The following is a 23846-nucleotide window of genomic DNA, read 5'->3' on the forward strand; positions in this document are numbered from 1 at the left end:
CAGCGATCCCCTATAGATCACATCCATTCATTTAACGTCAGGAACCCCAGCGTGCAAGGCACCCAAGCATCCCCCATCATCGTTGCCCTCGATTTCCCCTCTGATCAGCCCGCACTAGCCTTGGCCGATCAGCTGGATCCAGAAAAATGCCGCCTGAAAGTGGGCAAAGAGTTGTTCACCAGCAGTGGCCCGGCTTTAGTTCGCGAGCTCCAGCAGCGTGGCTTCGAGGTGTTTCTGGATTTGAAATTTCACGACATCCCCAACACCGCCGCCGGTGCTGTTGCTGCAGCGGCCGATTTGGGTGTATGGATGGTGAACGTGCACGCCTCCGGCGGCGAAAAAATGATGATCACCTGCCGCGAACGCCTGGAACGCTTCGGCGCCGGTAAGCCTCTGCTGATTGCGGTCACCGTGCTGACCAGCATGACCGAGCAAGATCTGATGGGCATCGGCATCAACGCCTCTGCCGAAGACCAGGTTTCACGCCTGGCCACCCTGACCAAAAACTGTGGCCTGGACGGCGTAGTCTGCTCAGCGCAAGAAGCCCCCAAGCTAAAAGCAGAGCAGGGCGCAGCTTTTCAGCTAATCACCCCCGGCATTCGCCCAGCTCGCGCCGATAAGGGCGACCAGCAACGCATCATGACCCCCGCAGCAGCCCTAAAAGCCGGCTCCGACTACCTGGTCATCGGCCGCCCCATCACCCAGGCTGCTGATCCTCTGGCTGCTTTGGAAGCGATCTATGCTGAGGTGGCTGGCTTGTAGTTCGCTGTTGTTTCTGGCTCTACCACGGCAAACACCAGAACGAAAAAGCCCGCTAATCCAAAGAATTAGCGGGCTTTTAAATAGTGGCTCCCCGAGCTGGGCTCGAACCAGCGACAAACGGATTAACAGTCCGTTGCTCTACCAACTGAGCTATCAGGGAACATCGTCGTAAGACGAAGCGCGTATACTAGTCATGCCGCCTCGCCTCGTCAACCCCCTCTGGGGAAATTATCCCAGAGCTTTCTTCAGCCGTTCAATCGCGTTCGTCAGAATTTTCTGACTGGTGGCAAAACTCAATCGCATGTGCCCTGGCATACCAAATGCCGAGCCAGGAACGAGCGCTACGCCTGCTTCTTTCAACAGCTTTTCCGCGAACTCCACATCGTTGCTCACGCTGCTATCAGCATCAATCGCGCCCTGAAAGCTCGGGAATACATAGAAAGTACCGTCGCCCTTCAGGCACTCAACGCCTGGCAAGGTGTTCAAGGCTTCCACCAGGTAATCGTGACGCTCATGGAATGCCGTCACCATGGTCTGCACGCAGTCCTGACTACCATCCAGTGCCGCTTGCGCAGCTGCCTGTGAGATAGACGCCGGGTTAGAAGTGCTTTGCGACTGAATCTTCTTCATCGCGCCAATAACCTTGGCCGGGCCTGCGGCATAACCGATGCGCCAGCCGGTCATGGCATAAGCTTTAGACACGCCGTTCAACACAAAGGTACGGTCGTACAATTCCGGGGTGGCGTTCAGAATGTTGCAAAAAGGCTTACTCGTCCACAGAATGGGTTCGTACATATCGTCAGTTGCAATCATCACCTGCGGGTACTTTTTCAGTACATCGCCCAAAGCTTGTAATTCATCGAGGGTGTACGCCATGCCGCTGGGGTTAGACGGGCTGTTGATCACGAACAGGCGGGTGCGATCGGTGATCGCGCCTTCCAGTTGCTGTGGGGTGATCTTGAAGCGGGTTTCCGCGGTGCTTTCCAGAATGACTGGCTTGCCTTCGGCTACCAGTACCATGTCCGGGTAAGATACCCAGTAAGGCGCAGGAATAATGGCTTCGTCGCCGGCGTTCAGAACGGCTAGGGCAAGGTTGAAAAAGCTTTGTTTGCCACCACTTGATACCAGTATCTGGTTGGCTTCGTAATTTAGGCTATTGTCGCGTTTGAATTTAGCAATAATCGCCTTCTTCAACGCTGGAGTACCGTCGACCGCGGTGTATTTTGTCTGGCCGTTATGAATGGCCTCAATCGCAGCCGCCTTGATGTGATCTGGCGTATCGAAGTCTGGCTCACCAGCGCCAAGGCCAATAATGTCCTGGCCTGCAGCACGAAGTTCTGCCGCTTTGTTAGTGACTGCTAGAGTGGGGGAAGGCTTGATTGACTGTACACGGCTGGAAAGTTGAAGGTCCAAACTTGGGCTCCTTAAAGTTGCATCTGAAAAGGGCTGCGATCGGCCGGAGTCAGCTGCGCTGGCTGAACCTCCTCCAGCCGTCGATCAGGGAGATATTAGCACGAAGCCGGCGCAACACTAAATTTCTCTGTACTATCTATGCACTGTATCTCGGTAAGATAGTGCCAATTTCCACGGCTTACAGAGCTATCGAGGATTTTCTCAGGTTATGGTCAACAGCTTTGAAAACGTTGAACAACCCAATGTGGGTGAGGGCGCTTTTCAGGTGCACTCACCCTACGTTCCGGCCGGTGATCAGCCTAAAGCCATAGAAGCCCTGGTGGACGGTATCGAATCCGGGCTGGCCCACCAGACCCTGCTGGGGGTGACCGGTTCCGGTAAAACCTTCACCATTGCTAATGTCATCCAGCAGATTCAGCGGCCCACCATCGTGATGGCTCACAACAAGACTCTGGCAGCCCAGCTATACGGCGAATTCCGCGAATTTTTCCCGAATAACGCGGTCGAGTATTTCGTGTCTTATTACGATTATTACCAGCCAGAAGCCTACGTGCCTTCATCCGACACGTTTATTGAAAAAGACGCCTCCATCAACGAACACATCGAGCAGATGCGGCTGTCGGCTACAAAAGCTCTGCTAGAACGCCCGGATGCAATCATTGTGGCGACGGTATCGGCCATTTACGGTCTGGGCGATCCGCAGTCGTATAAAAAGATGATGTTGCACCTGGATCGCGGTGATCAGATGGATCAACGCCTTATTTTGAAACGTTTGGCTGAATTGCAGTACACCCGTAACGATATCGAATTCCATCGGGCGAATTACCGTGTGCGCGGCGATGTGATCGACGTGTTTCCGGCAGAATCGGAAAAAGAAGCCATTCGCATCGAGCTGTTTGATGACCTGGTGGAAAATCTGAGCTTTTTCGATCCGCTGACCGGTGAGATGCTACGCCGTGTGCCACGAGTGACGGTGTATCCGAAGTCGCACTATGTAACGCCGCGGCAAAACGTGTTGGACGCCATCGAGCATATTCGGGTGGAGCTGGACCAGCGCCTGACGCAGTTGCGCGACAACAACCGCTTGGTGGAAGCCCAGCGCCTGGAAGAACGCACCCGTTATGACATGGAGATGATGCAGGAACTGGGTTACTGCAACGGTATCGAAAACTACTCCCGCTACCTGTCGGGCCGGCCCCCCGGTGAGCCGCCACCCACATTATTTGACTACCTGCCTGCGAACGCTTTACTGATGGTGGACGAATCCCACGCCAGTATTCCGCAGATCGGCGCCATGTATAAAGGCGATCGCTCGCGCAAGGAAACTCTGGTGGAATACGGTTTTCGCTTGCCGTCGGCGCTGGACAACCGCCCCATGCGCTTTGAAGAGTGGGAGCGCATTGCGCCTCAGATGATTTTTGTGTCGGCCACCCCCGGTAACTACGAAGCCGAGCACCAGGGCCAAGTTGTTGAACAAGTTGTTCGGCCGACTGGCCTGCTTGATCCAGAAATTGAAGTACGGCCAGCGTCAACACAGGTTGACGATCTGATATCACAAATTCACGCCAGGGTAGCGGTCAACGAGCGGGTGCTGGTGACCACACTCACTAAGCGTATGTCAGAAGATCTCACCGATTTTTTGATGGAGCACGATATCCGCGTGCGCTATCTGCACTCGGATATCGACACGGTCGAGCGTGTTGAGATAATCCGCGATTTACGCCGCGGCGAATTTGATGTGCTGGTGGGCATTAACCTGCTGCGTGAAGGACTGGATATGCCGGAGGTGTCGTTGGTGACCATTCTGGATGCGGATAAGGAAGGCTTCCTGCGTTCCGAGCGTTCGCTGATTCAGACCATTGGCCGCGCCGCTCGTAACATCAACGGCAAGGCGATTTTGTACGGCGACCGCATTACCGGCTCCATGCAGCGGGCGATTGATGAAACGGCGCGCCGGCGCGCTAAACAGGCTGAGCACAACGAAATACACGGCATTACGCCCCAGGGCATGACCAAAAAAATTGCGGACGTCATGGAGGGCGCCAGCGGTGGTGGCCGTAGCCGCAACAAATCGAAGCGCCCGGGTCAGCAGGCGGCAGAAGAAGCCGAACATTACCGCACTCTGGTGGGCAACAAGTCGCCGCAGGCAGTGCTCAAGGAAATGTCGCGACTGGAAGACGAAATGTACAAGGCCGCGGCCGATCTGAATTTCGAGACGGCGGCGCGATTGCGTGATGATATTTCCGAGTTAAAAGAAGCGTCGCTGCGTACCGGATAACCGGTGCAGCAGACTGATGCTTTCGTTAGCTGACGCTCTCGTTAAACGGCGCGTTTTGGCCCCACAATCACAGGTAAATTCGGTGGTCTGCGGGTAATAGGGTACCGGCGGGAATTGCGCGCCTGGCGTGTAAAACAGAATGCGGCGTTCAAAGCGGAGGGCGTTACCGTGATCTTCGTAATAATCGCGATAACTGCCAAACTGGCGATAGCCCAAACGTTTATAAAGCGCAATGGCGCCGGGGTTGTCTTCTCTTACCTCCAGGCGCATCACAATACGCCCTGCGTCCGCCGCCTCGGTCTCAGCCATTTGAACCAGCTTTTCACCGATACCTTTACCACGGGAGCCAGGGTTAACGGCAATGGAGTAAATGCGCGCCAGCCGAGTTGCCGCACTCATCAATACCAGGCAATAACCCAACAGGGTGTCGCCGTCGCTGGCCAGTAGTAACCGGTCCCGCGGCATTTCCAGAAAACGGCGAAAGCTGCGGCGAGAAATCCGGTCTTCACTGAAACAGTGATGCTCCAAGGCCAAAAGGGCGTCAAGATCGTCACTGACGGCCTGGCGAAGCACAATTGAAGACATAAATCGGTGGCCTGAACAGACGTACACAAGGGCATGCGCATACGCTTCCCGTATCGGCGTATTATGGGCTTGCGCCGCGCTGGCGCAAGCGCCTCCCGTGTCCGATTCTGGAAGTGGTGTTCAAACGCCGTAAAACCTGGCAAATCGAATCCATGAAGCCGGCTGCGCCGGTAGATTTGCAGGAACAGGAGCAAGACGTGCTTGCCAGCTCGCTGGATCGTTTCAGCGGTATGGTGTGGCGCAAGCCCCGTGCCCGCCGAAACTATCGTTTTGATCTGGCCATTCTGGTGAACCCAGATGAGGAGATGCCTCCCAGTGACAAAGAAGCCCTCAAACGATTCGAAAAAGCCGGTCGCAAGCTGGGCATTAACGTAGAGCAGATCACCCGTCGCGATTACATGCGCATTCCAGAGTACGACGGTCTGTTTATTCGCGAAACCACCGCTATTGACCATCACACCTACCGCTTTGCCCGCAAGGCAGAAGCCGAAGGGCTGGTCGTCATTGATGATCCGGTGTCGATTCTGCGTTGCACCAACAAGGTGTACTTGGCCGACCTGTTAAAAAACAACAAGGTGCCCACGCCAAAAACCCTGATTCTGTCGAAAGATCAGAAAGACGCGGTAGAGCAGGTCATCAATGAGTTGGGCTTCCCGGCGGTGATCAAAATACCCGACGGCGCCTTTTCCCGCGGCGTTAACAAGGCCGAAGATGAGAAATCTCTGCGCGAAGGCTTGAGGGAACTGTTCAAGCAGTCGGCGCTGAATGCAACCCGTCTGATCGGTAACGGCCTGTACGATGTAGACATCAAGCAGTCTGGTAACCGGGTAACCGGGTAGCGGTGATTGAGGTGAACGACAACCCCAGCATTGACGCCGGGGTGGAAGATCTGTTCCTGGGCGGTGAGCTGTACACCCTGATCATGCAGGAATTCCTGTCGCGGATGGAAGCCAACCGCCGCCACTAAATAGTGTTTACGGGCCGCCGCTCAGTCGGCAGTCTGCCACACCCTTAGGCTGCCAAACCAGGGGAACTCGCCTAGCTGTGTGCGTAGCCCTGCGCTATCGAAATCGCCCTCGCTGCCGTCCAGAAATAGCTCCAGATGCACCTTGTTCTTCAGGTAGTGCAGGCGCATCCGATTGCCAGTAGGCGCTTCAGGCATGATCTGATGTATGGCCTTCTGAATGATTTTGCGAGAGGGCATCAATGCCGACGTTGGGTGGTAGCTTTCATCGTCTTCTGCATCAATGTGGAAGTTGATGTCACGAATGTTGTCCAGCTCTTTGCGCATAGCGCCTACCACGCGCATACCCACTTGGTGCCCTTCCGATACGCTGACGTCCGGGCGTACCACTAAATGCACATCCAATAGGATATCGTCGCCCATGCGCCTGCTGCGCAGTTCGTGCACATCACGAACGCCGTCGATATCACTGGCAATGGCAAGCAATCGCTCGGTGTCTTTAACAGAAAGGCCTGTATCGACCAGTTCTTTCATAGAACTCCAGCCAAAGCTCCAGCCCACATGGATGATAATGCCCGCCACAACAACCGCTGCTAGGGTATCTAGCCACAAATAGCCCAGCATGGCGCCAATGGTAGACAGCACCACAATACCTGATGAGAAAGCATCAGTACGGCTATGCCAGGCGTTGGCAATGATCAGATCTGAACGTATCTCCTGGCCCACCTTACGGGTGTAGCGAAAAATCCATTCTTTGCCCACCACCGACAACAGCGCCACAACCAGCACCGGCCAGCCCGGCGTGAAGGTTAGGTCGTCTGTGAATAGCCGTTGCACGTTTTCCCAGGCCAGGGCGGCGCCAACGGCAATTAGCAGGCTGCCCATTAACAAAGTGCCAAACGTTTCAATGCGTTGATGGCCATAGGGGTGGTCTTCATCCGGTGCCTGCCGCGATATCCGCATCACACCCAGTACCATCAAGTCAGAGGCCACGTCCGTGAACGAGTGAATGCCATCCACCACCAGCGCGTGAGAATGGAACAGGGTGCCTACCACCATCTTGAACAGCCCCAAGATAGCGTCCAGCACCATGCCAATTACGGTAACCCGGCTGGCGGCCTGTTTTTCCTTGTCCAGATTGGCGTATTTGTCAGCGGGTGCCGGTGTCGTGTGTTCCATAGTGAATGCTCCAAAGCGCGTTTAACAATGCAAATCAAGCCTTGCCGGTTAGCCGGAATAAGCCAGCGGAGGGTGGCGAGGTATTTCAGATGTTGCCAAAGTGTAGTCTTATTACTGCGTATATAGATCAAGAACAGTGTGCTTTCTGCTGATTTTATGCACAAGAGTGTAAGCCGGTTGGCAGCCAACATGGTTTGTTATTTTAAAAAAGTGTCGATTGCGAAGTATATAGGTTTCTGAAAATAAAGGAAATTTTAACTGATCAAAAAGTGATCAATTAGTAGCCGAGCGCTGCTTGCAAGGCGTGGAACGCGTTAAACCGGCATTTTCAACAGAGTTATCCACAGATTCCGTGGACAAGCCTGAGTGGAGCCAACCAGACAATGAGTTACGACGAAATTCGAACCGCACCCTAACCGCGCAGGATGCTGTGGAAAACTTCCGGTATACTCCTCACACGAATTTTTAGCGTGTGTCTTGGCGCGTGTGTTTGAGATTATTTTTGAGCGTATCTTTGAGGGTGTTTTGATGTACGGGATGATTCGCAACCTGCTGTTCAAATTGCCGCCAGAGCGGGCGCACAATCTTAGCTTGAAAGGGCTGGATATGGCCCATCGGTTGGGCGTGCTGAAGTCTTTGGCGCCGGCTGTTCCTGCACACCCGGTAACGGTGATGGGTCTGGAGTTTCCCAACCCGGTGGGATTGGCGGCGGGGCTGGATAAAAATGCCGATCATATGGACGCTTTGGGCGATCTCGGCTTTGGTTTTATTGAAGTGGGCACGGTCACGCCCTTGGCTCAGCCCGGCAACCCCGAGCCCCGACTGTTTCGCTTGCCCGAACACCAGGCCATTATTAACCGCATGGGTTTTAATAACCAAGGCTTGGGGCGTTTACTGGCCCAAGTAGACCGCCGAAAATTTCGCGGGGTGCTGGGTATCAACGTGGGTAAGAATAAAAACACCCCGGACCAAGACTCGGCGCTGGATTACCGCAAGTGCATCACCGCCGTGTATAACCGCGCCGACTATATTGCGGTCAACGTTTCATCGCCCAATACACCAGGCCTGCGGGACCTGCAATTTGGTGATTCGCTGAAGCAGTTGTTGGCCGCTGTAAAAGATGAACAACTCAGCTGCCAAAAAGAGCATGGCCGTTATGTGCCCATCGCGGTGAAAATTGCGCCGGATATGGACGACGCCGGCATCCGGTTTGTTGCAACGGCGCTGGTGGAAAGCGGACTGGATGGGGTGATTGCGACGAACACAACTATTAGTCGCGAAGCCGTGGCCGGCCACAACCACTGTAACGAAGCCGGTGGCCTAAGCGGTGCGCCGGTACGCGAACCCTCATTACGCGTTATTCGCGGACTGCACGCCGAGTTGGGTGAACGGCTGCCGATTATCGGTGTGGGCGGAATTACTGATGGCGCCAGCGCGGCGGAGAAAATTCAGGCGGGTGCCAAATTGGTGCAAATCTATACCGGTTTTATATACAGCGGTCCTGGGCTGATTGGCGAAGCGGCAGCGGCGATTAAAGCGCTGGGTTGAGGGAATGCCCAAATGTTACCCATAAAAGAAGGGCCCGCTAAGCGAGCCCTTTTTGGGGAACTACAGTCCCCTGCGGTTTACCGCGATTTTACGGGGCGGGTGGCCCCGTTTGGTTTTATCGACTACTCATCCAGTTTTCAGATTGCTCCGATTAGTGGGTTGCGTACAAACACCGAACTTAATTATGTAATGTCGTTAATGATAAACTTAACCACTACGTCCATCACGCAGTGGTGACGGTGGCTAATCGATGGATGCCAGAGACACCGGTCAAACCATCCCATTGATCTGTGCGGCCTTCTCGCCACCCATTTAGCCATTCTTGACGAACTTCAGCTTGTTCAATGGGACAGCTGTCTTTCGATTTACCGGACACTCCTGCGAGATAACCCCGCTTGAATGCTCGAGCGACCATGTCTCTTTTCTGTCTTTTCATGCCGTTCCTCACTGATGGATTAACAGAAACAAGCGTGTACACATTCTGCAGAGGTATCGACAAACGGAGTGGCGAAATGGTTTTCGCTACAACCCACTATTGCCAGCTCACACCAGAGCAGTCAGGATCCTGTTACTGGGGGCAATTGCCCCGAAACGACGCGTCAAGTACAAGGTATGCCGAACTGACTGTTAAAGTACAACACTATTTCGATCTAAGAAGTTTATTTTTTAGACGCTATACGCATAAAAATTAACCCTAAAGTGGTTAATAAGCCCAATTCCAGAAACTTAGCCGTCCCGATAAAACCAGGAGTTCAACTTGTCCCTACCTCTCTTTTTTGTAACCTGCCCAAAAGGCGTTGAATATTTGCTGGCGGACGAGCTGGACGGCTTCGGTCTAAGCCTGGTTCGCCACGCGCCCGCTGGTGTGTGGGTGGAGGGCACGTTGGAAGGGGGATACCGCGCTTGCATGTGGTCACGCCTGGCGAACCGGGTCATCCTGCACGTGGCGGAAGTCGCCGCAACCAGCGATGACGAGTTGTATGACGGCGTGGTGCATTTGGACTGGCAGCAGCACATTGCGGTTAGCGGCAGCTTCAAAGTGAATTTTATTGGCGAGAACGAAGCTATTCGCAATACCCAGTATGGCGCACAACGGGTGAAAGACGGCATTGTCGATCGCTTTACGGCCAACGGAGGTAAGCGCCCGGCGGTAGAGGCCAAAACGCCCGATGTGATTGTGTCGGCGCGCTTGCACCGCGGCCAATTGACCCTCGGCATTGATTTGAGTGGGCACAGCCTGCATCAGCGAGGCTATCGCGCCGAGCAGGGCCAGGCGCCGCTTAAGGAAAATCTGGCAGCTGCGCTGCTGATTCGGTCTGGCTGGCCCGAAACGGTCGCCGCCGGCGGTGATTTTATTGACCCGATGTGCGGCTCCGGCACGCTGTTGATTGAAGCTGCGCTGATGGCTCTGGACATTGCGCCGGGCCGACGCCAGGACGGTTTTGGTTTCGAAAAATGGCTGGGCCACGATGCTGAACTGTGGATGTCGCTACGCCAGGAAGTGGAACGCCGCGCCCACGCTGGCAAACAAGGTCGCATACCGCGTATCGCCGGTTTTGATGAAGACCGCCGGGTATTGACCACGGCACGTAACAACCTTCAGAGGGCAGGGCTGGACAGCATTATTGAGCTCACAGAAATACCGCTGCAAGAGCTTGAACTCAACGGTGACTGGGCCGAACAGGGCTTGGTAGTGACCAACCCCCCTTACGGTGAGCGCCTGAGTGAGCGCAAGTCACTGGCAGAAATCTATCAGGCCTTAGGCGCGGCGGTAAAAAGGGTAACACCAAACTGGCGCCTGGGAGTGTTTACCGGGGCGCCGGAATTCGGTAAATCCATTGGCTTGCGCAGTTTTAAACAGTACAAGCTTTTCAACGGCAAACTGCCGGCACAGCTGCTGCTGTTTACCATCGACGAAGCCAGTGCGCGCATTCCGAAAGATCCGGCGGCCGCCGGTGAAATTCTACCGCGCATTGCCAACGAAGAACGCGCCGCCATGCTGGCGAACCGCTTGAAAAAGAACGTCAAAAGCATTGGTCAGTGGGCACGCAAACAGAACATCAGCTGCTACCGCCTGTACGATGCCGACATGCCGGAATACGCATTGGCGATTGATATCTACGGTGACTGGGTGCACGTGCAGGAATACATGGCGCCCAAGACCATCGATGAGCGTGCTGCTCGTGAGCGTCTGTCAGAAGCCCTGGCGGTGATCCCCGAAGCGCTGGGCATTCCGCGTGACCGCTTGGTGTGCAAACAGCGCCTGCGTCAAACCGGCACCAGTCAGTATGAAAAGCAGGCGGCCAGCGGCGAGTTTTTCGAGGTACAGGAACACGGCTGTACGCTAAAAGTGAATTTGAAAGACTACCTGGATACCGGTTTGTTTCTAGACCACCGCCCGCTGCGCCAGTGGATTCAGCAGAATGCCCGCGGTAAGCGCTTTCTGAATCTTTTCTGTTACACAGGCGCGGCCACGGTGCACGCGATTGCCGGCGGTGCCAGCCGCTCTTTGAGCCTGGATATGTCGCACACCTACGTCAGCTGGGCCAAAGATAACCTGGAATTGAACCACGCTGATCCGCGCAAGCATCAGGTGGACGCCGTAGATTGTCTGGCGTGGCTGGCAAGCAAGCCCAAGCCGGACCAGCGTTTTGATTTGATTTTTATGGACCCACCCACTTTTTCCAACTCGGCGAAAATGATTGGGGTTCTGGATATTCAGAAAGATCACGCCAAGCTGATTCGCCAGGCCATGCAGCGCCTGACCAACGACGGTTTGCTGGTGTTCTCCAACAACTTCCGCCGTTTCAAGCTGGACGACGAAATCAGCGCGGAGTTTGCAGTGGAAGAAGTCAGCCAAAGCACCATAGACAAGGATTTTCAGCGCAACCCGCGTATCCACCGCTGCTGGAACATTCGCCACCCGCTGCAAGCGCGAGAAGCGAGCGCCTTCTACGTTGGCTAAGGCTGAGGGAACAGGGCCAGACCGGGGACGGATTTCAAATCCGTCCCCTAGGGATCAAGACCAGGATCAGGACCAGGGACAGATTTCAAATCTGTCCCTCAGGAATCAGGACCGGGGACGGATTTCAAATCCGTCCCCTAGGAATCCGTCTCTTCGGTGAATCCGTCGTCGCCCAGTACGCCGTAGTGTTGGGCCAACATTAGCAGCGCATACACGCCGTTTTCCGGCAGCTGCGGTTCCAGACCTTCCTCGATCAGCAGGGCGCGGCGTTCGTCTTCCAGGGTTTCGCTGTCTACGCCGGTGATCAGGTCGGTGATCGGTGCGATTTCAAAAGGCGCCTCTTGGCCGATCGCCGCGAAAATTCGGTCGATCAGAATTTCGTCCGGATCCAGACCGTCTACGTAAACCGTCTGGTCAGGCAAGTCTTGGTGCAGTTCGCGGGTCAGTTCTATCAGTGGCACGCCCTGTTCTTCAAGGTAGTTCAGGTCGATATCGCCGGTGTCGCCGTCTTCTGGCAGCCAGTCGTCTTCTGGTGCAATAACCACGGTTTTCATGGTGCCATCCACCAGTGACCAGGCCATGGCAGTGGGGAATAGGGTGTCGTCATCCTGATAGTATTCAATATCGAGAAAACACGGTTTGGCCAAGGGCTAGGCTCCTGTAGGATTGAGTATCTGGGTCTGCATGGCACACTGTTGCCACTATTATTATTGAATTAAGGACACCATGGAACATATTGATTTCAACAACGATCTGCTTTCGTTTCTGAACCACTCACCAACGCCGTGGCACGCTGTCGCTACCATGAAAAAGCAGCTCGACAGCGCGGGGTTTCATTCGCTGGATGAAAAAGACGACTGGTCACTGCAAGCCGGCACTGGTTATTACGTCATTCGCAACGGCTCGTCGATTGTGGCCTTTCGTACTGGCAATACGGACACAACCAAAGCCGGCGTGCGCATGGTTGGCGCTCACACTGACAGCCCGTGCCTGAAAGTAAAGCCCAATCCGGTACTCCGTCGCAAAGGCTTCTTGCAACTGGGTGTTGAAGTCTACGGCGGTGCGTTGCTGAATCCGTGGTTTGATCGCGATCTTTCTCTGGCCGGGCGAGTCACTTACGTCGACGGCCACGGGCAAGTGCAAGATGCGCTGATCGACTTCCGCAAACCGGTGGCGTTTATACCCAGCCTGGCCATTCATCTGGACCGCGAAGCCAACAGCAACCGCACGGTGAACCCGCAAACCGACTTGCCACCGGTGCTGATGCAGGTGCCTGAAGACGACACCACCGATTTTGCCAGCCTGCTGATCACTCAGCTGAAAGCAGAGAAGGGCGTTACTGCAGAGCGTATTCTGGGCTATGAACTGAGCTTTTACGATGTGCAGCAAGCGGGCTTTGTAGGTCTGCGCGATAACTTTATTGCGTCAGCGCGGCTGGATAACTTGTTGAGCTGTTACATCGGCTTGCAAGCATTGCTGGAAACAAGCGGTGAACAGCCGGCGTTACTTGTGTGCAACGACCACGAAGAAGTGGGCAGTATGTCTGCCGAAGGTGCCCAGGGGCCTTTTTTAAGTTCGGTGCTGGAGCGCTGGTGTGGCGCAGGAAAAAGTCGTGCGATTGCCCACTCAATGATGATTTCGGCGGACAACGCCCACGGCATCCATCCGAATTTTATGGACAAGCACGACGAGAATCATGGCCCTGAGCTAAATGCTGGTCCGGTAATCAAAGTAAATCACAATCAGCGTTATGCGACCAACAGCCGTTCGGCGGCGGTGTATCGTCATCTGAGCGACCAGTTGGGCCTGCCCCACCAGACCTTTGTGGTCCGCAGCGATATGGGTTGTGGCAGCACCATAGGGCCGCTGACGGCCGCGAATCTGGGCGTGATCACCCTGGATATTGGCGTGCCCCAGCTTGGTATGCATTCCATCAGAGAGCTGGTCGGCACCCAGGATAGCTTTACCCTCTATCGGGTGTTAAAGGCTTATATGGAGCGGCCAGAAGTTGCCTGATTCAGTGTGTTAGCTCTGGTGGATGATATAAGGGGTTACGATGGGGGTAATTTTTTCAGCTGTTGTCAGCGGGTAGCCTTGAGTAACGTACGCCGGTGGGTAGCGGCAGACAATAGAAAGACTGAAAGGCGCTTTTGACAGTTCCAAGCTGTAGGCGTAGAGGTCTTTTCCCTCGTCCGTCGGGTTGCACGGTACGAAGTGCGCGCGGGCGAGAATGCCAGAGAAAATCGACGAGCCTTTTGCCTTGATCAGGGCTTCCTTCATGGTCCAGAGGCGATAGAAAGCGACGGTCCGTTCATGATCTGCCAGTGTCGCTAATAGCTCGGTTTCGCTTGGATGAAACCACTCGCTGGCGAGTTCTGCGATGTTGACCCGCTGGCGTTGATATTCCAAGTCAATGCCGCAGGGGCCATGATTGCTGATGACAACAGCAATCATGGCGCGACTATGAGTCACCGAATAGTGCCAACCGGCTTCAACGGCTTGGTGAACAAGTGGCGCTTGCTCCGAGCGTTCAGTGATCTGCCAGCGGGTCGGCGGCACGGTTCCGGGCAATGTCGAGCTCAAAGCATGTCGTAAAAGCAGGCGGGTTTGCAGGAACTCATGGTAGCGCTTGCCTTGATATCGGTTGAGGCGTTCGTGCTCACTGGCACCCAATAGGTGTCGTAAGGCGCTGTCATTCGGGAGCGACGTAAGGGCGTCTGTATGGCACAGAAACACCCTTGTGGTTGGCGGGGTCGGTTCAATCGGCAAATTTAACGACGTCTCCCTTAAGTCCCCCAGCCATTATGCCACCTGCATGGCATTCGTATTCTTCCCGGCTGGACATTTCCTGGCGGTCATAATAGGAAGTGATGTTGACCACGGCGTCAGCGCCTTCCCGTTGAGCCCGCTCCTGCAAGGCAATCATGGCAGATAGGAATACCCAACTGCAGGCCTCTTCATCGGATTTCATGAAGGCGTTGGTTTTCCGGTTGGTCACCACGCCCGGAATTCTCTGTGTGACCTGCGGATGTCCTTCATCCGCAAAATAGAACTTGATTGAGTCGTCCAGCTTTTGCTGAGCGTCAGGCGTGTTCATTGCCTCCTCAAGAGAGAGCAGGTGCTTGGTGTCGCGGCTCAGGGCAGTGGATGAGAAGGTAAGAGCCAGAATGGCGGCAGCTAGAACTGGGAGCTTCACTGTTATTATCCTTAATATAGACAACCGGGTCGAATCCACTAGCACATGTGTACTCTATGGTACCAAATTTGCGTCATTTTGACCAAATGTAACAAATTGTCACGTACTGGATTGCCTTGTTGCGGCCCTGTGGTTGTCAGGATAGAATCGCGGCGAGCATGTAATGGTTGTCAACATTTCATAAAAATACCAGTTTCCGTTGCTTGCGTTGTATAGAAGCGTTGCCAGCGGGTCGGGCCTTCCACGGAATTTCTTTCGGTATGGAACGTTTTCAGATAACGATCAGTGACTGGGCGGCGTTTTCCCCATCGCGAATGAAACGTGAGGAGTGGCTGGCGTGGGCCGGTGGCGACGCCGATGGTAATCAGGAAACGAGCCGCAAGCCTGACCTCCCGTGGGTTAACTCCATGTTGCGCCGTCGTCTCAGCCCGATGGGTAGGTCGGCTTTATGGGCGGCTGGTCAGTTGTTGGGCGAGCACCGCCCCGAGCCGATGGCCACAGTGTTTGCCTCCCGGCACGGGGAAGTAGGGCGTACCATCCAGCTGCTGCGAAACCTGGCAGTAAAAGCGCCGCTGTCGCCGGCATCATTCAGTCTATCTGTCCACAACGCCATTGGCGGCATTCACTCCATCGCCAACAAGGTGTTTTCTCCGGTGACAGCGATCTCCGCAGGGCCCGACACACTCTTTGCAGCGTTACTGGAAGCCTACACCCTGTTGCGGAGCTGCCCGGAAGCGGGTGGTGACGTTTTGTGTGTTTTCTATGACGATCCGCTGCCATCCCCGCTGGATGGTTTTAATCAGGTGCCCAGCGACGTCCAGGCGCTTGCGGTTCGCGTAGGGCTGGCAGATACGGGCACCGGTATTCCGCTGGAGTTTTCGTTGGCACAGTTGCCTGAAGGTGCCGGTCAGACTGAATCGGAAGATTGCGCTCACGGCGACAGGTTCCTGCGTTTTTTGCTGCGGGATGACTGTGTGGCTCTGGATCTGATTGCGGATCGACGTTTCTGGCAATGGCGAAAATGCGGTCTAGTGTCGTCATGAAAGTGTTGAATCGTTTATGGCGGCAGCTGGCCACCGGTTTCTTCTTTCTGATCTTCGGCGTGGGTGGGCTGGCGCTCACCCTGATTGTTATGCCGGCGTCGCTGTTGATTGTGGATGGGTCCCGTAGGGAGCGCTTGGTAAAGTATCTCATTCACCGGTGTTTCCGGTTGTTCACGGGTATGATGGCAAAATCGGGTGTGCTGACTGTCGAATTCCATCATCTGGAGCGGCTCGACCGCCCTGGACAATTAGTGATAGCAAATCACCCCACGCTGATTGATGTGGTGTTCCTGATTTCATTTATGCCTAGGGCCGACTGTGTGGTCAAAAGCAGTCTGCTGCGAAATCCATTCACTCGCGGGCCGGTGAAAGCCGCCCGCTATATCGCGAACGATGATCCAGATGCGGTAATCAAGGCAGCTGGGGAGTCCTTTGCCCGAGGCAACAGCCTGATTGTGTTTCCGGAAGGCACGCGCACCACTCCCAGCCAGAAGATCGAGCTGCAAAGAGGGGCTGCCAATATTGCGATAAGAACTGGGCAGAATCTCCGGCCAGTGACCATAGAGTGCGCGCCACTGACCCTGACCAAGAACACCCCGTGGTACCGGGTGCCAGAGCGCCGGTTTCATATGAAGTTTCAGGTAGGCGATGAGCTGGATATTTCACCTTTTCTAAAGGGGAAACCCTCCGTGATGTCGCGGCAACTGACCGTCACCATTAAAGATTATTTTACCAGGGAGACTGCTCACCATGAATGAGCTGAAAGTTGAGCTTAAGAAGCTCGTTATTGATGCACTGGAGCTGGAAGACATCACGGTTGATGACATTGACTCTTCGGAACCACTGTTTTTAGACGGTCTGGGCCTGGATTCTATCGATGCGCTGGAGCTGGGTCTGGCCCTGCAAAAACGTTACAATATCAAGCTCGCAGCGGACTCTGAGAAAACCCGCAAGCATTTCGCCAGCATCAACAATCTGGCAGAACTGGTCGCCAGCCATGAAAGCGCCCGAGGGGAAATCTGAGGATGACAGAAGTAGCTAAAAGTCAGGCAGAGATTTTCGACCACATTGCTGGGGTGTTGGTTGACCTGTTTGAACTGGAACGAGAAGACATCACACCCGAGTCGAATTTGTATGAAGACTTGGATATCGACAGCATTGATGCCATCGATCTGATCGTCGAGCTCAAACAGTGGACGGGCAAAAAATTCAGCCCGAAGCTTTCAAGGTGGTCCGCACGGTGCAGGATGTGGTGAACGCCGTCGATCAACTGCTGCAGAAGTGAGATAAATCCGAATCTATGGAATGGCCGTCACGGATTGGTATTGGCCTGCTGTCGGTAGGATATCCGGTAGCAGTCTACTTCACGCTGCAGCATAGCGGCACGGGGGCAACGATATGGTTGTTGTTGCCCATCGGGCTCCTGCACGGGTATCGCGCGATCAGGGGGCGGCATAGTGGTTGGTGGTGGTTGCTTGGCTGTGTGCTGTTAACCGCTTGGTCTTGGGGGCAGCAGTCTGCCATCGGTGTTAAGTTCTACCCGGTACTGGTTAGTGTCGGTCTGCTAAGCGTCTTCGTCTGGAGCCTGCTGTTTCCTCCCACCGTCATTGAGCAGCTTGCCCGGCTCAAGGAGCCTGACTTGCCACCTTCCGGTGTTGCTTACACGCGCAAGGTCACGAAGATCTGGTGTGGTTTTTTTGTGGTCAATGGCGCAATCGCCACCGGCACGGTCTACCACGGAGACGGTATCTGGACTCTTTATAACGGCTTTATAAGTTACCTGTTGATGGGCTCTCTGTTCGCTGGCGAATGGCTTTTCCGTCAGTATTACCGGAGTCAACACGATGACTGAATCAACATCCCTGATGCATGTTCTCAGTACTCCTGGTGAACCGCATGCGGTCGTTGCTCTGCGGGGTAATACCGTGGTGACCAGGCAGGCCTTTGCGTGTCGAGTAGCTGCTTGGCAGAGGGTCGCCGAGCAGCAGGCAGCAGAGATTGTTGGTGTGTTTGTGGAAGACGCCTGCGAGTTTGCCGCCGCACTGTTCGGGCTCTGGTATGCTGGTAAAACGGCGCTGCTAGCAGGAGATCGATTGCCGGCAACCATGATGCAACTGCAAGAGCGAGTTGGCGCTCTTGCCGGTGACTTTGATGACGACGTCGGTCTTCCGCTCATCCGGGTTCCTGCTCTGGACCCTGCGGGAATCGCTCCGACATTTCCACCGTTGGATTCTTCTCACCTGGCTGTGATTGTGCTCACGTCGGGCACTACCGGCGCGCCGAAGGCGGTGCCCACAAGTCTGGCCCAGCTAGGTAATGAAGTGCTCATGCACGAAAGCCGCTGGGGTGCATTGGTTGGCCGGTCCACGGTTATCGGCACGGTCAGTCATCAACATATTTACGGCTTGTTGTGGCGGGTGCTGTGGCCGCTTATTGGTCGTCGTCCCTTCGTGGCTGAAATTTGCCATTATGCAGAAGAAGTTCTGGCCCGTGCGGAGCAAGTGCCATCCGCAGTACTGGTCACAACACCGACCCATCTTGCGCGCTGGCCACATCAGCTCGGCGAAACCGCTGCGGGCAATTGGACTCTAGTTGTCTCATCTACAGCACCGCTGGCGCGTGAACACAGCGCCTTTGGCAGTGGCTATTTCGGTGTGCTGGTGACGGAAATCTTCGGCAGCTCTGAAACGGGCGGCATTGCCTGGCGCCAGCAGATGAAAGATGAGGTATGGACGACCCTGGATGGTGTCAAAGTGTCCACTCAGCCAGAAACCGGGGCCTTGTTGTTGCAATCGCCCTTACTGGGCAGCGATGACTGGGTTATGACGGGAGACCAAGCCGAGGTTTACGGTCCTCATCGATTTTGCCTGCTTGGCCGGCTGGACCGGATTGCCAAGATTGAAGGCAAGCGGGTTTCTCTGACGAGCATGGAGTCCCGGCTAGCTGAGCATCCGCATATTGAAGAAGTGCGGGTGGTAGCACTCAGCGGCCAGCGCACTGAGACCGCGGTAGTGGCGGTATTGAGTGAGGCCGGTCGGCAATGGTTTGAAGTCGAAGGCAAGCGTGCCGTCACCAAAAATCTGCGTCAATGGCTTGCCGGCCATTTCGAAACCCCGGTATTGCCGCGTCGTTGGCGACTGGTAGACGCACTACCCCGCAATGCTCAGGGTAAGGTTCCACAACAACATCTGACGGCACTTTTCGAGAATGCTGAGCAAAATCGTTTCGGTTCTGATGATTGCGTCAGCAATCGCTGGCCGATTGTGTTGAAGCGCGAGTTATTAGACGCCAACACGGCATTACTACGCCTTCGCCTATTACCTGAGTTGGTATACTTTCGCGGGCATTTCGATGAAATTCCGGTACTACCGGGGGTGGTGCAGGTTCATTGGGTTGAGCATTACGCCCGAGCGATGTTTGGTGAGCGATTGGCAAATAGACATGCGTTCTCCCGGATGGAGGTGGTGAAATTTCAGGAACTGATTCGACCGGGCCGGGAAGTTTCTATGGAAATCTCCCTGCAACCCGAACACAGCCGAATCGTGTTCCGCCTCCATGACGGCGATATCGCGTTTTCCTCCGGACGGATGGTGTTTGATGCGTCGCAGGAGTCCGCTTGATGTCTGATTTGTGCGCCATTGTTCCGGTGTATAATCACCCGGGCACTATTGCCCAGACTGTTCGCGACGTTCGCCAACTGGGCCTTCCGGTAATACTGGTAGACGATGGTAGCGAACCTGACTGTGCCGAAATAATGAAGACGCTGGCCGAAGCAGACCCGCAGGTCTACCTGAAGCGGTTGCCGGAAAATTGCGGCAAGGGAGCGGCGGTCAAGGCCGGATTGTTGTGGGCTGAAGTACTGGGATTCTGTCATGCCCTTCAGATTGATGCCGATGGTCAGCATAACCCGGCGGAAATTCCATGGCTGATATCCTTGTCTGGAAAACATCCTGACGCGCTTATTTCTGGTATGCCTGAATACGACGACAGCGTGCCTCTTTTGCGTTACTACGCCCGCTACCTGACCCATGTATGGGTGTGGATCAACACCCTGTCGTTGGAAATTCGCGATTCCATGTGTGGTTTTCGCGTGTACCCGGTCAAGCGGGTATGCCAGTTGATACGCAGCCAGTACCTTGGCGACCGCATGGACTACGATACCGAAGTGCTGGTCAAATGGTTCTGGCAAGGTGGCCGGGTTGTGCAGACGAAGACCCAGGTGCGTTACCCTCAGGATGGTATTTCTCACTTCCGGGGTTTTGAGGATAATTGGCTGATTACTAAAATGCATACCCGGCTGTTTTTCGGAATGCTTTGGCGCTTGCCGCGATTGCTCTTGCGCCGTGGCCCTTCAAGGAGAGCGCCATAGTGAAAGATAAGCACTGGTCCAACATCGCAGAGGCTGGCGCGGTCAGTGGAATTCGCTTTTTATTTGCGGTTTATCAATTGTTCGGGCGCCTGCCGTTTCGGGTGTGTCTGTACCCGGTCATTCTGTACTATTTCCTGTTTCGAAAGTCGGCTCGAGAGGCATCGCTAGAGTATCTGTGGCATATGCGGGGGCAAGGTCGCCTGCAATCCCGCCAGTCATTACTACTCCAAAGTTATCGTCATTTCATGAACTTTGGCGAAAGCATGCTTGATAAACTGGCGGTCTGGCAGGGTGATATCACACTTGATGCGCTCGAATTCCATAACCATGAGGTGTTCGACAACCTGGTGCAACAAGGCAAGGGCTGTGTGATGGTGGGCTCCCATCTGGGCAATCTGGAAATTTGCCGGGCGCTTGCGAAGCGCAACACCAATGTAACGTTCAATGTGCTGATGCACACCGCTCATGCCATACGTTTCAATGAAATGCTGACCCGTGCCAACAGCGAGGCGCATGTGAACGTTATTCAGGTTTCCAGTATCAGCCCGGCCACGGCCATCGTCTTGCAGCAGAAAATCGAGGCGGGGGAGTTTTTGGTAATTGCCGGTGATCGCTCGCCGGCGTCTGGCCAGGGCAATGTCAGTGAGGTGTCTTTTTTGGGAGAACTGTGTCACATGCCCCAGGGTCCGTTTATTCTGGCGGCCATTCTTCGGTGCCCGGTACTGACGATTTTCTGCCTGCGCCGGGCAGGCGAAGGCAAACCCTTTTATGACCTGTACATAGACTATTTTGCAGATCGTATCGTTCTTCCGAGGCGTGAACGAGAGATGGCGTTGCAGCAAACCTTGCAGCGTTGGGCTGATTTACTGGCCGATTACTGCGAAAAAGCACCGTTGCAATGGTTCAATTTTTATTCGTTCTGGTACCGCCAGAGTACCAACTCCCATAGTGAGAAAAGCGCTGACCAATGATCACTTTCGACGAAAAACCGATAACCATTGAAGACATTACCGCCATTGCCCGCGGTGAAAAGGACGTCATGCTCAGCCAAGACTCGGCGTTCGTGGCTGGCATCCGCAAGGGTAGTGCCTTTCTGGAACAGTTGCTGGAAGAAGATGGTGCGATTTACGGCGTAACCACCGGATACGGTGATTCCTGCACCACCATGATTCCCGATGATTTGGTGGCGGAACTGCCGCATCATCTGTTTACCTTTCACGGTTGCGGGCTGGGTGAAATGCTTAGTCCGGTTCAGGCCAGAGCCACGGTGGCTACCAGGCTGAATTCGCTGACCTTCGGCTACTCCGGCGTGACCTTTGAATTGCTGGAACAACTGGTGCTGTTGCTACAGAGAGATATAGTACCGGTTATTCCTTCAGAAGGGTCGGTCGGTGCCAGTGGTGATCTAACACCGTTGTCTTACGTCGCGGCGGTGCTGTGTGGTGAGCGCGATGTGTACTGGCAAGGCGAGCGCCGGGCAACGGCGGATGTTTTTGCTGAGCAAGGCATTACGCCGCTACGCCTTAGACCTAAGGAAGGCCTGGCGATCATGAACGGCACCGCAGTGATGACCGGGCTTGCTTGCCTGGCTTTCGAACGGGCGGAATATCTGTCGCGACTGGCCACCCGTATTACCGCCATGGCCTCGCTGGTGTTGGATGGCAATGCTCATCACTACGACGAAGTGCTATTTTCCGTCAAACCTCACGTCGGTCAGCAGCGAATTGCCGCCAGACTGCGCGAGGATCTGCATGCCGGCGAACTGCCACGTAACCCTAACCGACTGCAGGATCGTTACTCGTTGCGTTGTGCCCCACATGTTATCGGGGTACTTGAAGACTCTCTGCCCTGGCTGCGCCAGTTCATCGAGAACGAACTTAATAGCGCCAACGACAATCCGATCATCGACGCCGAAGGTGAACACGTTCTCCACGGGGGTCATTTCTACGGTGGCCATATCGCAGCGGCCATGGATTCACTGAAAACCGCGGTGGCCAATATTGCCGACTTGCTAGACCGGCAAATGGCACAGATGATGGATGTGAAGTTCAATCATGGTCTGCCGGCCAACCTGTCCGGTGCTAGCGGCCAACGGGCGGCTATCAACCATGGCCTTAAGGCTGTCCAGATTGGTGCTTCGGCGTGGACGGCGGAAGCACTGAAACTGACCATGCCGGCCAGCGTATTTTCCCGTTCTACCGAGTGCCACAACCAGGACAAGGTCAGCATGGGGACTATTGCGGCCCGCGATTGTCTGCGGATACTGCAGTTGACCGAACAAGTGACCGCCTCTGCACTTTTTGCGGTGTGCCAGGGGCTGGAACTGCGTATCGAAAAGGGCGACCTGTCATGGGATGGGATCGGTGGCGAACTGCGGAAAACGCTGGAGTCGGTTCGTCAGACCAGCACGAAGCTGACCGAGGACCGGGCCCTGGAACAGGAACTTCGTGCCCTGATCACCCGAATCCAGAACCGGGAATGGCTGCTATACCCGGAGAATTTAGAGGAAAATCCTCGATGATTTATGCTGACGCACAGGTCAAAATTCCGTTTCATGACATCGACATTATGGAAATTGCCTGGCATGGCCATTACGTCAAGTACTTCGAAATTGCCCGTTGTGAACTGTTGAATAAGCTGGATTATGACCACTTGCGCATGCGCGATTCCGGTTATGCCTGGCCTGTGATAGATATGCACCTGCGCTACGCCAAACCGGCCAGTTACAATCAGATTTTGAATGTGCGGGCGGTACTGAAGGAATGGGAACACCGGCTCAAAATTGACTACATCATTACTGATGCCCAATCTGGCAAACGACTGACCCGTGGCCACACGGTTCAGGTCGCCGTCAGGATGTCAGATAGTGAAATGTGTTTCGCCTCGCCGCAGATTCTTCTCGACAAGGTGGCACGGATTGAAGGGGAAACTTCATGACATTGCTGTCACTGGTTGGCCGGTTTGCGGTGGTTCTAGTGTCTATGGTCTTCATAGTTTCTGCTGTGTGGGCTTCCGAGCCTGATACCGAAGACGCATCGGCTTTGGAAAATCTGCTTGGCGACCAGGCCAGTGTCGCCTTTCTTGAAGGCAAATTTGAGCAAAGCAAGTATATTGCGGATCTGGATACCACTCTGGACTCCAGCGGTCATTTCAGTTTTGTCCCCGATGAAGGACTGCGCTGGAGTATCCGTAAGCCGGTGTCTACCAATCTGAGAATTACCCCGAACGAGATTGTGGAACGGCAGGATGGCGAAGAAGTCATGCGCATGAATGTAGACGAACAGCCCATGACCCGAGCAATCAGTGAGGTCTTTTTCGCGATCTTCGGAGGCGATTGGGACGCGCTGGAGAAACGTTTCACCATCCGATCGATGCAGGAAGCATCGCCCTGGCGTTTAGAGTTGGAACCCAAAGATGAGCTGTTAAAGTCCTATCTGAACACCATCGAGTTGCAGGGCTCGGAATACTTGGAGGTTCTGATTCTGAGCGAGAGCAATGGCGATCGGACCCGTATCCAGCTGAATGATGTCAAAGCCAGGTAGCC

Annotated in this window: 21 protein-coding genes, 1 tRNA gene and 3 pseudogenes; 17 read left to right on the top strand and 8 right to left on the bottom strand. The window is 54.7% G+C overall.

Features of this window, described 5'->3' with window-relative positions; translation table 11 throughout:
* Positions 1-51: 51 nt before the first annotated feature.
* A complete protein-coding gene (gene pyrF, locus A3OI_RS0106845) occupies positions 52-762 on the top strand; it encodes an orotidine-5'-phosphate decarboxylase (protein ID WP_018403560.1) in 711 nt (236 codons plus the stop codon).
* A gap of 84 nt (positions 763-846) precedes the next feature.
* On the opposite strand, the gene A3OI_RS0106850 is transcribed toward pyrF, so the two are convergent.
* A tRNA-Asn gene (locus tag A3OI_RS0106850) sits at positions 847-922 on the bottom strand.
* A 68-nt stretch (positions 923-990) separates the two neighbouring features.
* Positions 991-2175 carry a pyridoxal phosphate-dependent aminotransferase gene (locus A3OI_RS0106855; RefSeq protein WP_018403561.1) on the bottom strand — a complete coding sequence of 395 codons (1185 nt, stop codon included), beginning with the start codon at positions 2173-2175 and terminating at the stop codon, positions 991-993.
* Between the two features lie 208 nt (positions 2176-2383).
* Between A3OI_RS0106855 and uvrB the strand changes: the two genes are divergently transcribed.
* Positions 2384-4453, top strand: a complete 2070-nt coding sequence (gene uvrB, locus A3OI_RS0106860; protein WP_018403562.1) for an excinuclease ABC subunit UvrB — start codon at positions 2384-2386, stop codon at positions 4451-4453.
* 62 nt (positions 4454-4515) lie between these two features.
* On the opposite strand, the pseudogene rimI reads toward uvrB, so the two are convergent.
* Positions 4516-5038 (bottom strand): annotated as a pseudogene (rimI, locus tag A3OI_RS19535) (ribosomal protein S18-alanine N-acetyltransferase); the annotation flags it as partial.
* Between the two features lie 38 nt (positions 5039-5076).
* Between rimI and A3OI_RS19540 the strand changes: the two are divergent.
* A pseudogene (locus tag A3OI_RS19540) lies at positions 5077-6005 on the top strand (ATP-grasp domain-containing protein); the annotation flags it as partial.
* Between the two features lie 21 nt (positions 6006-6026).
* Here A3OI_RS19540 and A3OI_RS0106875 read toward each other — a convergent pair.
* A complete protein-coding gene (locus A3OI_RS0106875; RefSeq protein WP_018403564.1) occupies positions 6027-7181 on the bottom strand; it encodes a cation diffusion facilitator family transporter in 1155 nt (384 codons plus the stop codon).
* A gap of 528 nt (positions 7182-7709) precedes the next feature.
* Between A3OI_RS0106875 and A3OI_RS0106880 the strand changes: the two genes are divergently transcribed.
* A complete protein-coding gene (locus A3OI_RS0106880; RefSeq protein ID WP_026224045.1) occupies positions 7710-8729 on the top strand; it encodes a quinone-dependent dihydroorotate dehydrogenase in 1020 nt (339 codons plus the stop codon).
* Between the two features lie 223 nt (positions 8730-8952).
* Here the strand turns inward: A3OI_RS0106880 and rmf are convergent, their stop codons facing one another.
* Complete coding sequence (gene rmf / locus A3OI_RS21750) at positions 8953-9165, bottom strand: ribosome modulation factor (RefSeq protein ID WP_014870831.1); 213 nt, start codon at positions 9163-9165, stop codon at positions 8953-8955.
* Positions 9166-9486: 321 nt separating this feature from the next.
* Here rmf and rlmKL point away from each other — a divergent pair, with 321 nt between their 5' ends.
* Entirely contained in the window at positions 9487-11694 is a 2208-nt protein-coding gene (gene rlmKL, locus A3OI_RS0106890; RefSeq protein WP_018403566.1) for a bifunctional 23S rRNA (guanine(2069)-N(7))-methyltransferase RlmK/23S rRNA (guanine(2445)-N(2))-methyltransferase RlmL, read from the top strand.
* A gap of 137 nt (positions 11695-11831) precedes the next feature.
* On the opposite strand, the gene A3OI_RS0106895 is transcribed toward rlmKL, so the two are convergent.
* Entirely contained in the window at positions 11832-12341 is a 510-nt protein-coding gene (locus A3OI_RS0106895; protein WP_018403567.1) for a hypothetical protein, read from the bottom strand.
* Between the two features lie 79 nt (positions 12342-12420).
* Here A3OI_RS0106895 and A3OI_RS0106900 point away from each other — a divergent pair, with 79 nt between their 5' ends.
* Entirely contained in the window at positions 12421-13710 is a 1290-nt protein-coding gene (locus A3OI_RS0106900) for a M18 family aminopeptidase (protein WP_018403568.1), read from the top strand.
* Between the two features lie 9 nt (positions 13711-13719).
* Here A3OI_RS0106900 and A3OI_RS21085 read toward each other — a convergent pair whose 3' ends face one another.
* Together A3OI_RS21085 and A3OI_RS0106910 are read right to left on the bottom strand one after the other, a co-directional pair.
* Entirely contained in the window at positions 13720-14463 is a 744-nt protein-coding gene (locus A3OI_RS21085; protein WP_155903033.1) for a 4'-phosphopantetheinyl transferase family protein, read from the bottom strand.
* Complete coding sequence (locus tag A3OI_RS0106910) at positions 14453-14890, bottom strand: hypothetical protein (protein ID WP_018403570.1); 438 nt, start codon at positions 14888-14890, stop codon at positions 14453-14455. The genes A3OI_RS21085 and A3OI_RS0106910 overlap by 11 nt, the downstream gene beginning before the upstream one ends.
* Before the next feature lie 260 nt (positions 14891-15150).
* Between A3OI_RS0106910 and A3OI_RS21090 the strand changes: the two genes are divergently transcribed.
* From A3OI_RS21090 to A3OI_RS0106965, 11 genes and pseudogenes are all read left to right on the top strand, one after another.
* Positions 15151-15933 (top strand): beta-ketoacyl synthase chain length factor, encoded by a 783-nt coding sequence (locus A3OI_RS21090; protein WP_018403571.1) that lies wholly within the window; start codon positions 15151-15153, stop codon positions 15931-15933.
* Positions 15930-16691 (top strand): lysophospholipid acyltransferase family protein, encoded by a 762-nt coding sequence (locus tag A3OI_RS0106920; RefSeq protein WP_018403572.1) that lies wholly within the window; start codon positions 15930-15932, stop codon positions 16689-16691. The genes A3OI_RS21090 and A3OI_RS0106920 overlap by 4 nt, the downstream gene beginning before the upstream one ends.
* Positions 16684-16956, top strand: coding sequence for a phosphopantetheine-binding protein (locus tag A3OI_RS0106925; RefSeq protein ID WP_018403573.1), 273 nt, complete (start codon positions 16684-16686; stop codon positions 16954-16956). Before A3OI_RS0106920 ends, A3OI_RS0106925 begins: the two co-directional genes overlap by 8 nt.
* Before the next feature lie 2 nt (positions 16957-16958).
* Positions 16959-17218, top strand: a pseudogene (locus tag A3OI_RS19555) (acyl carrier protein).
* 15 nt (positions 17219-17233) lie between these two features.
* Positions 17234-17785 (top strand): COG4648 family protein, encoded by a 552-nt coding sequence (locus A3OI_RS0106935; RefSeq protein WP_018403574.1) that lies wholly within the window; start codon positions 17234-17236, stop codon positions 17783-17785.
* Positions 17778-19553 carry an AMP-binding protein gene (locus A3OI_RS19560; RefSeq protein WP_018403575.1) on the top strand — a complete coding sequence of 592 codons (1776 nt, stop codon included), beginning with the start codon at positions 17778-17780 and terminating at the stop codon, positions 19551-19553. The genes A3OI_RS0106935 and A3OI_RS19560 overlap by 8 nt, the downstream gene beginning before the upstream one ends.
* Positions 19553-20302: a glycosyltransferase family 2 protein gene (locus tag A3OI_RS0106945; RefSeq protein ID WP_018403576.1), complete on the top strand. Its 750-nt coding sequence runs from the start codon at positions 19553-19555 to the stop codon at positions 20300-20302. The genes A3OI_RS19560 and A3OI_RS0106945 overlap by 1 nt, the downstream gene beginning before the upstream one ends.
* Entirely contained in the window at positions 20302-21273 is a 972-nt protein-coding gene (locus A3OI_RS0106950; RefSeq protein ID WP_018403577.1) for an LpxL/LpxP family acyltransferase, read from the top strand. The genes A3OI_RS0106945 and A3OI_RS0106950 overlap by 1 nt, the downstream gene beginning before the upstream one ends.
* A complete protein-coding gene (locus tag A3OI_RS0106955) occupies positions 21270-22823 on the top strand; it encodes an HAL/PAL/TAL family ammonia-lyase (RefSeq protein WP_018403578.1) in 1554 nt (517 codons plus the stop codon). The genes A3OI_RS0106950 and A3OI_RS0106955 overlap by 4 nt, the downstream gene beginning before the upstream one ends.
* Positions 22820-23239 (top strand): acyl-CoA thioesterase, encoded by a 420-nt coding sequence (locus A3OI_RS0106960; RefSeq protein ID WP_018403579.1) that lies wholly within the window; start codon positions 22820-22822, stop codon positions 23237-23239. The genes A3OI_RS0106955 and A3OI_RS0106960 overlap by 4 nt, the downstream gene beginning before the upstream one ends.
* Positions 23236-23844: an outer membrane lipoprotein carrier protein LolA gene (locus A3OI_RS0106965; protein WP_018403580.1), complete on the top strand. Its 609-nt coding sequence runs from the start codon at positions 23236-23238 to the stop codon at positions 23842-23844. Before A3OI_RS0106960 ends, A3OI_RS0106965 begins: the two co-directional genes overlap by 4 nt.
* Positions 23845-23846: the final 2 nt, after the last annotated feature.

The sequence above is a fragment of the Marinobacter gelidimuriae genome (assembly GCF_000372805.1).
GTDB classification, from domain to species: Bacteria; Pseudomonadota; Gammaproteobacteria; order Pseudomonadales; family Oleiphilaceae; genus Marinobacter; species Marinobacter gelidimuriae.

What these genes read in the sequence shown, in the direction of transcription:
- uvrB (WP_018403562.1), top strand. Translation starts at nt 2,384, where the DNA reads ATGGTCAACAGCTTTGAAAACGTTGAACAACCCAATGTGGGTGAGGGC.
- A3OI_RS0106875 (WP_018403564.1), bottom strand. Translation starts at nt 7,181, where the DNA reads ATGGAACACACGACACCGGCACCCGCTGACAAATACGCCAATCTGGAC.
- A3OI_RS0106880 (WP_026224045.1), top strand. Translation starts at nt 7,710, where the DNA reads ATGTACGGGATGATTCGCAACCTGCTGTTCAAATTGCCGCCAGAGCGG.
- rmf (WP_014870831.1), bottom strand. Translation starts at nt 9,165, where the DNA reads ATGAAAAGACAGAAAAGAGACATGGTCGCTCGAGCATTCAAGCGGGGT.
- A3OI_RS0106900 (WP_018403568.1), top strand. Translation starts at nt 12,421, where the DNA reads ATGGAACATATTGATTTCAACAACGATCTGCTTTCGTTTCTGAACCAC.
- A3OI_RS21090 (WP_018403571.1), top strand. Translation starts at nt 15,151, where the DNA reads ATGGAACGTTTTCAGATAACGATCAGTGACTGGGCGGCGTTTTCCCCA.
- A3OI_RS0106920 (WP_018403572.1), top strand. Translation starts at nt 15,930, where the DNA reads ATGAAAGTGTTGAATCGTTTATGGCGGCAGCTGGCCACCGGTTTCTTC.
- A3OI_RS0106925 (WP_018403573.1), top strand. Translation starts at nt 16,684, where the DNA reads ATGAATGAGCTGAAAGTTGAGCTTAAGAAGCTCGTTATTGATGCACTG.
- A3OI_RS0106935 (WP_018403574.1), top strand. Translation starts at nt 17,234, where the DNA reads ATGGAATGGCCGTCACGGATTGGTATTGGCCTGCTGTCGGTAGGATAT.
- A3OI_RS19560 (WP_018403575.1), top strand. Translation starts at nt 17,778, where the DNA reads ATGACTGAATCAACATCCCTGATGCATGTTCTCAGTACTCCTGGTGAA.
- A3OI_RS0106945 (WP_018403576.1), top strand. Translation starts at nt 19,553, where the DNA reads ATGTCTGATTTGTGCGCCATTGTTCCGGTGTATAATCACCCGGGCACT.
- A3OI_RS0106955 (WP_018403578.1), top strand. Translation starts at nt 21,270, where the DNA reads ATGATCACTTTCGACGAAAAACCGATAACCATTGAAGACATTACCGCC.
- A3OI_RS0106960 (WP_018403579.1), top strand. Translation starts at nt 22,820, where the DNA reads ATGATTTATGCTGACGCACAGGTCAAAATTCCGTTTCATGACATCGAC.
- A3OI_RS0106965 (WP_018403580.1), top strand. Translation starts at nt 23,236, where the DNA reads ATGACATTGCTGTCACTGGTTGGCCGGTTTGCGGTGGTTCTAGTGTCT.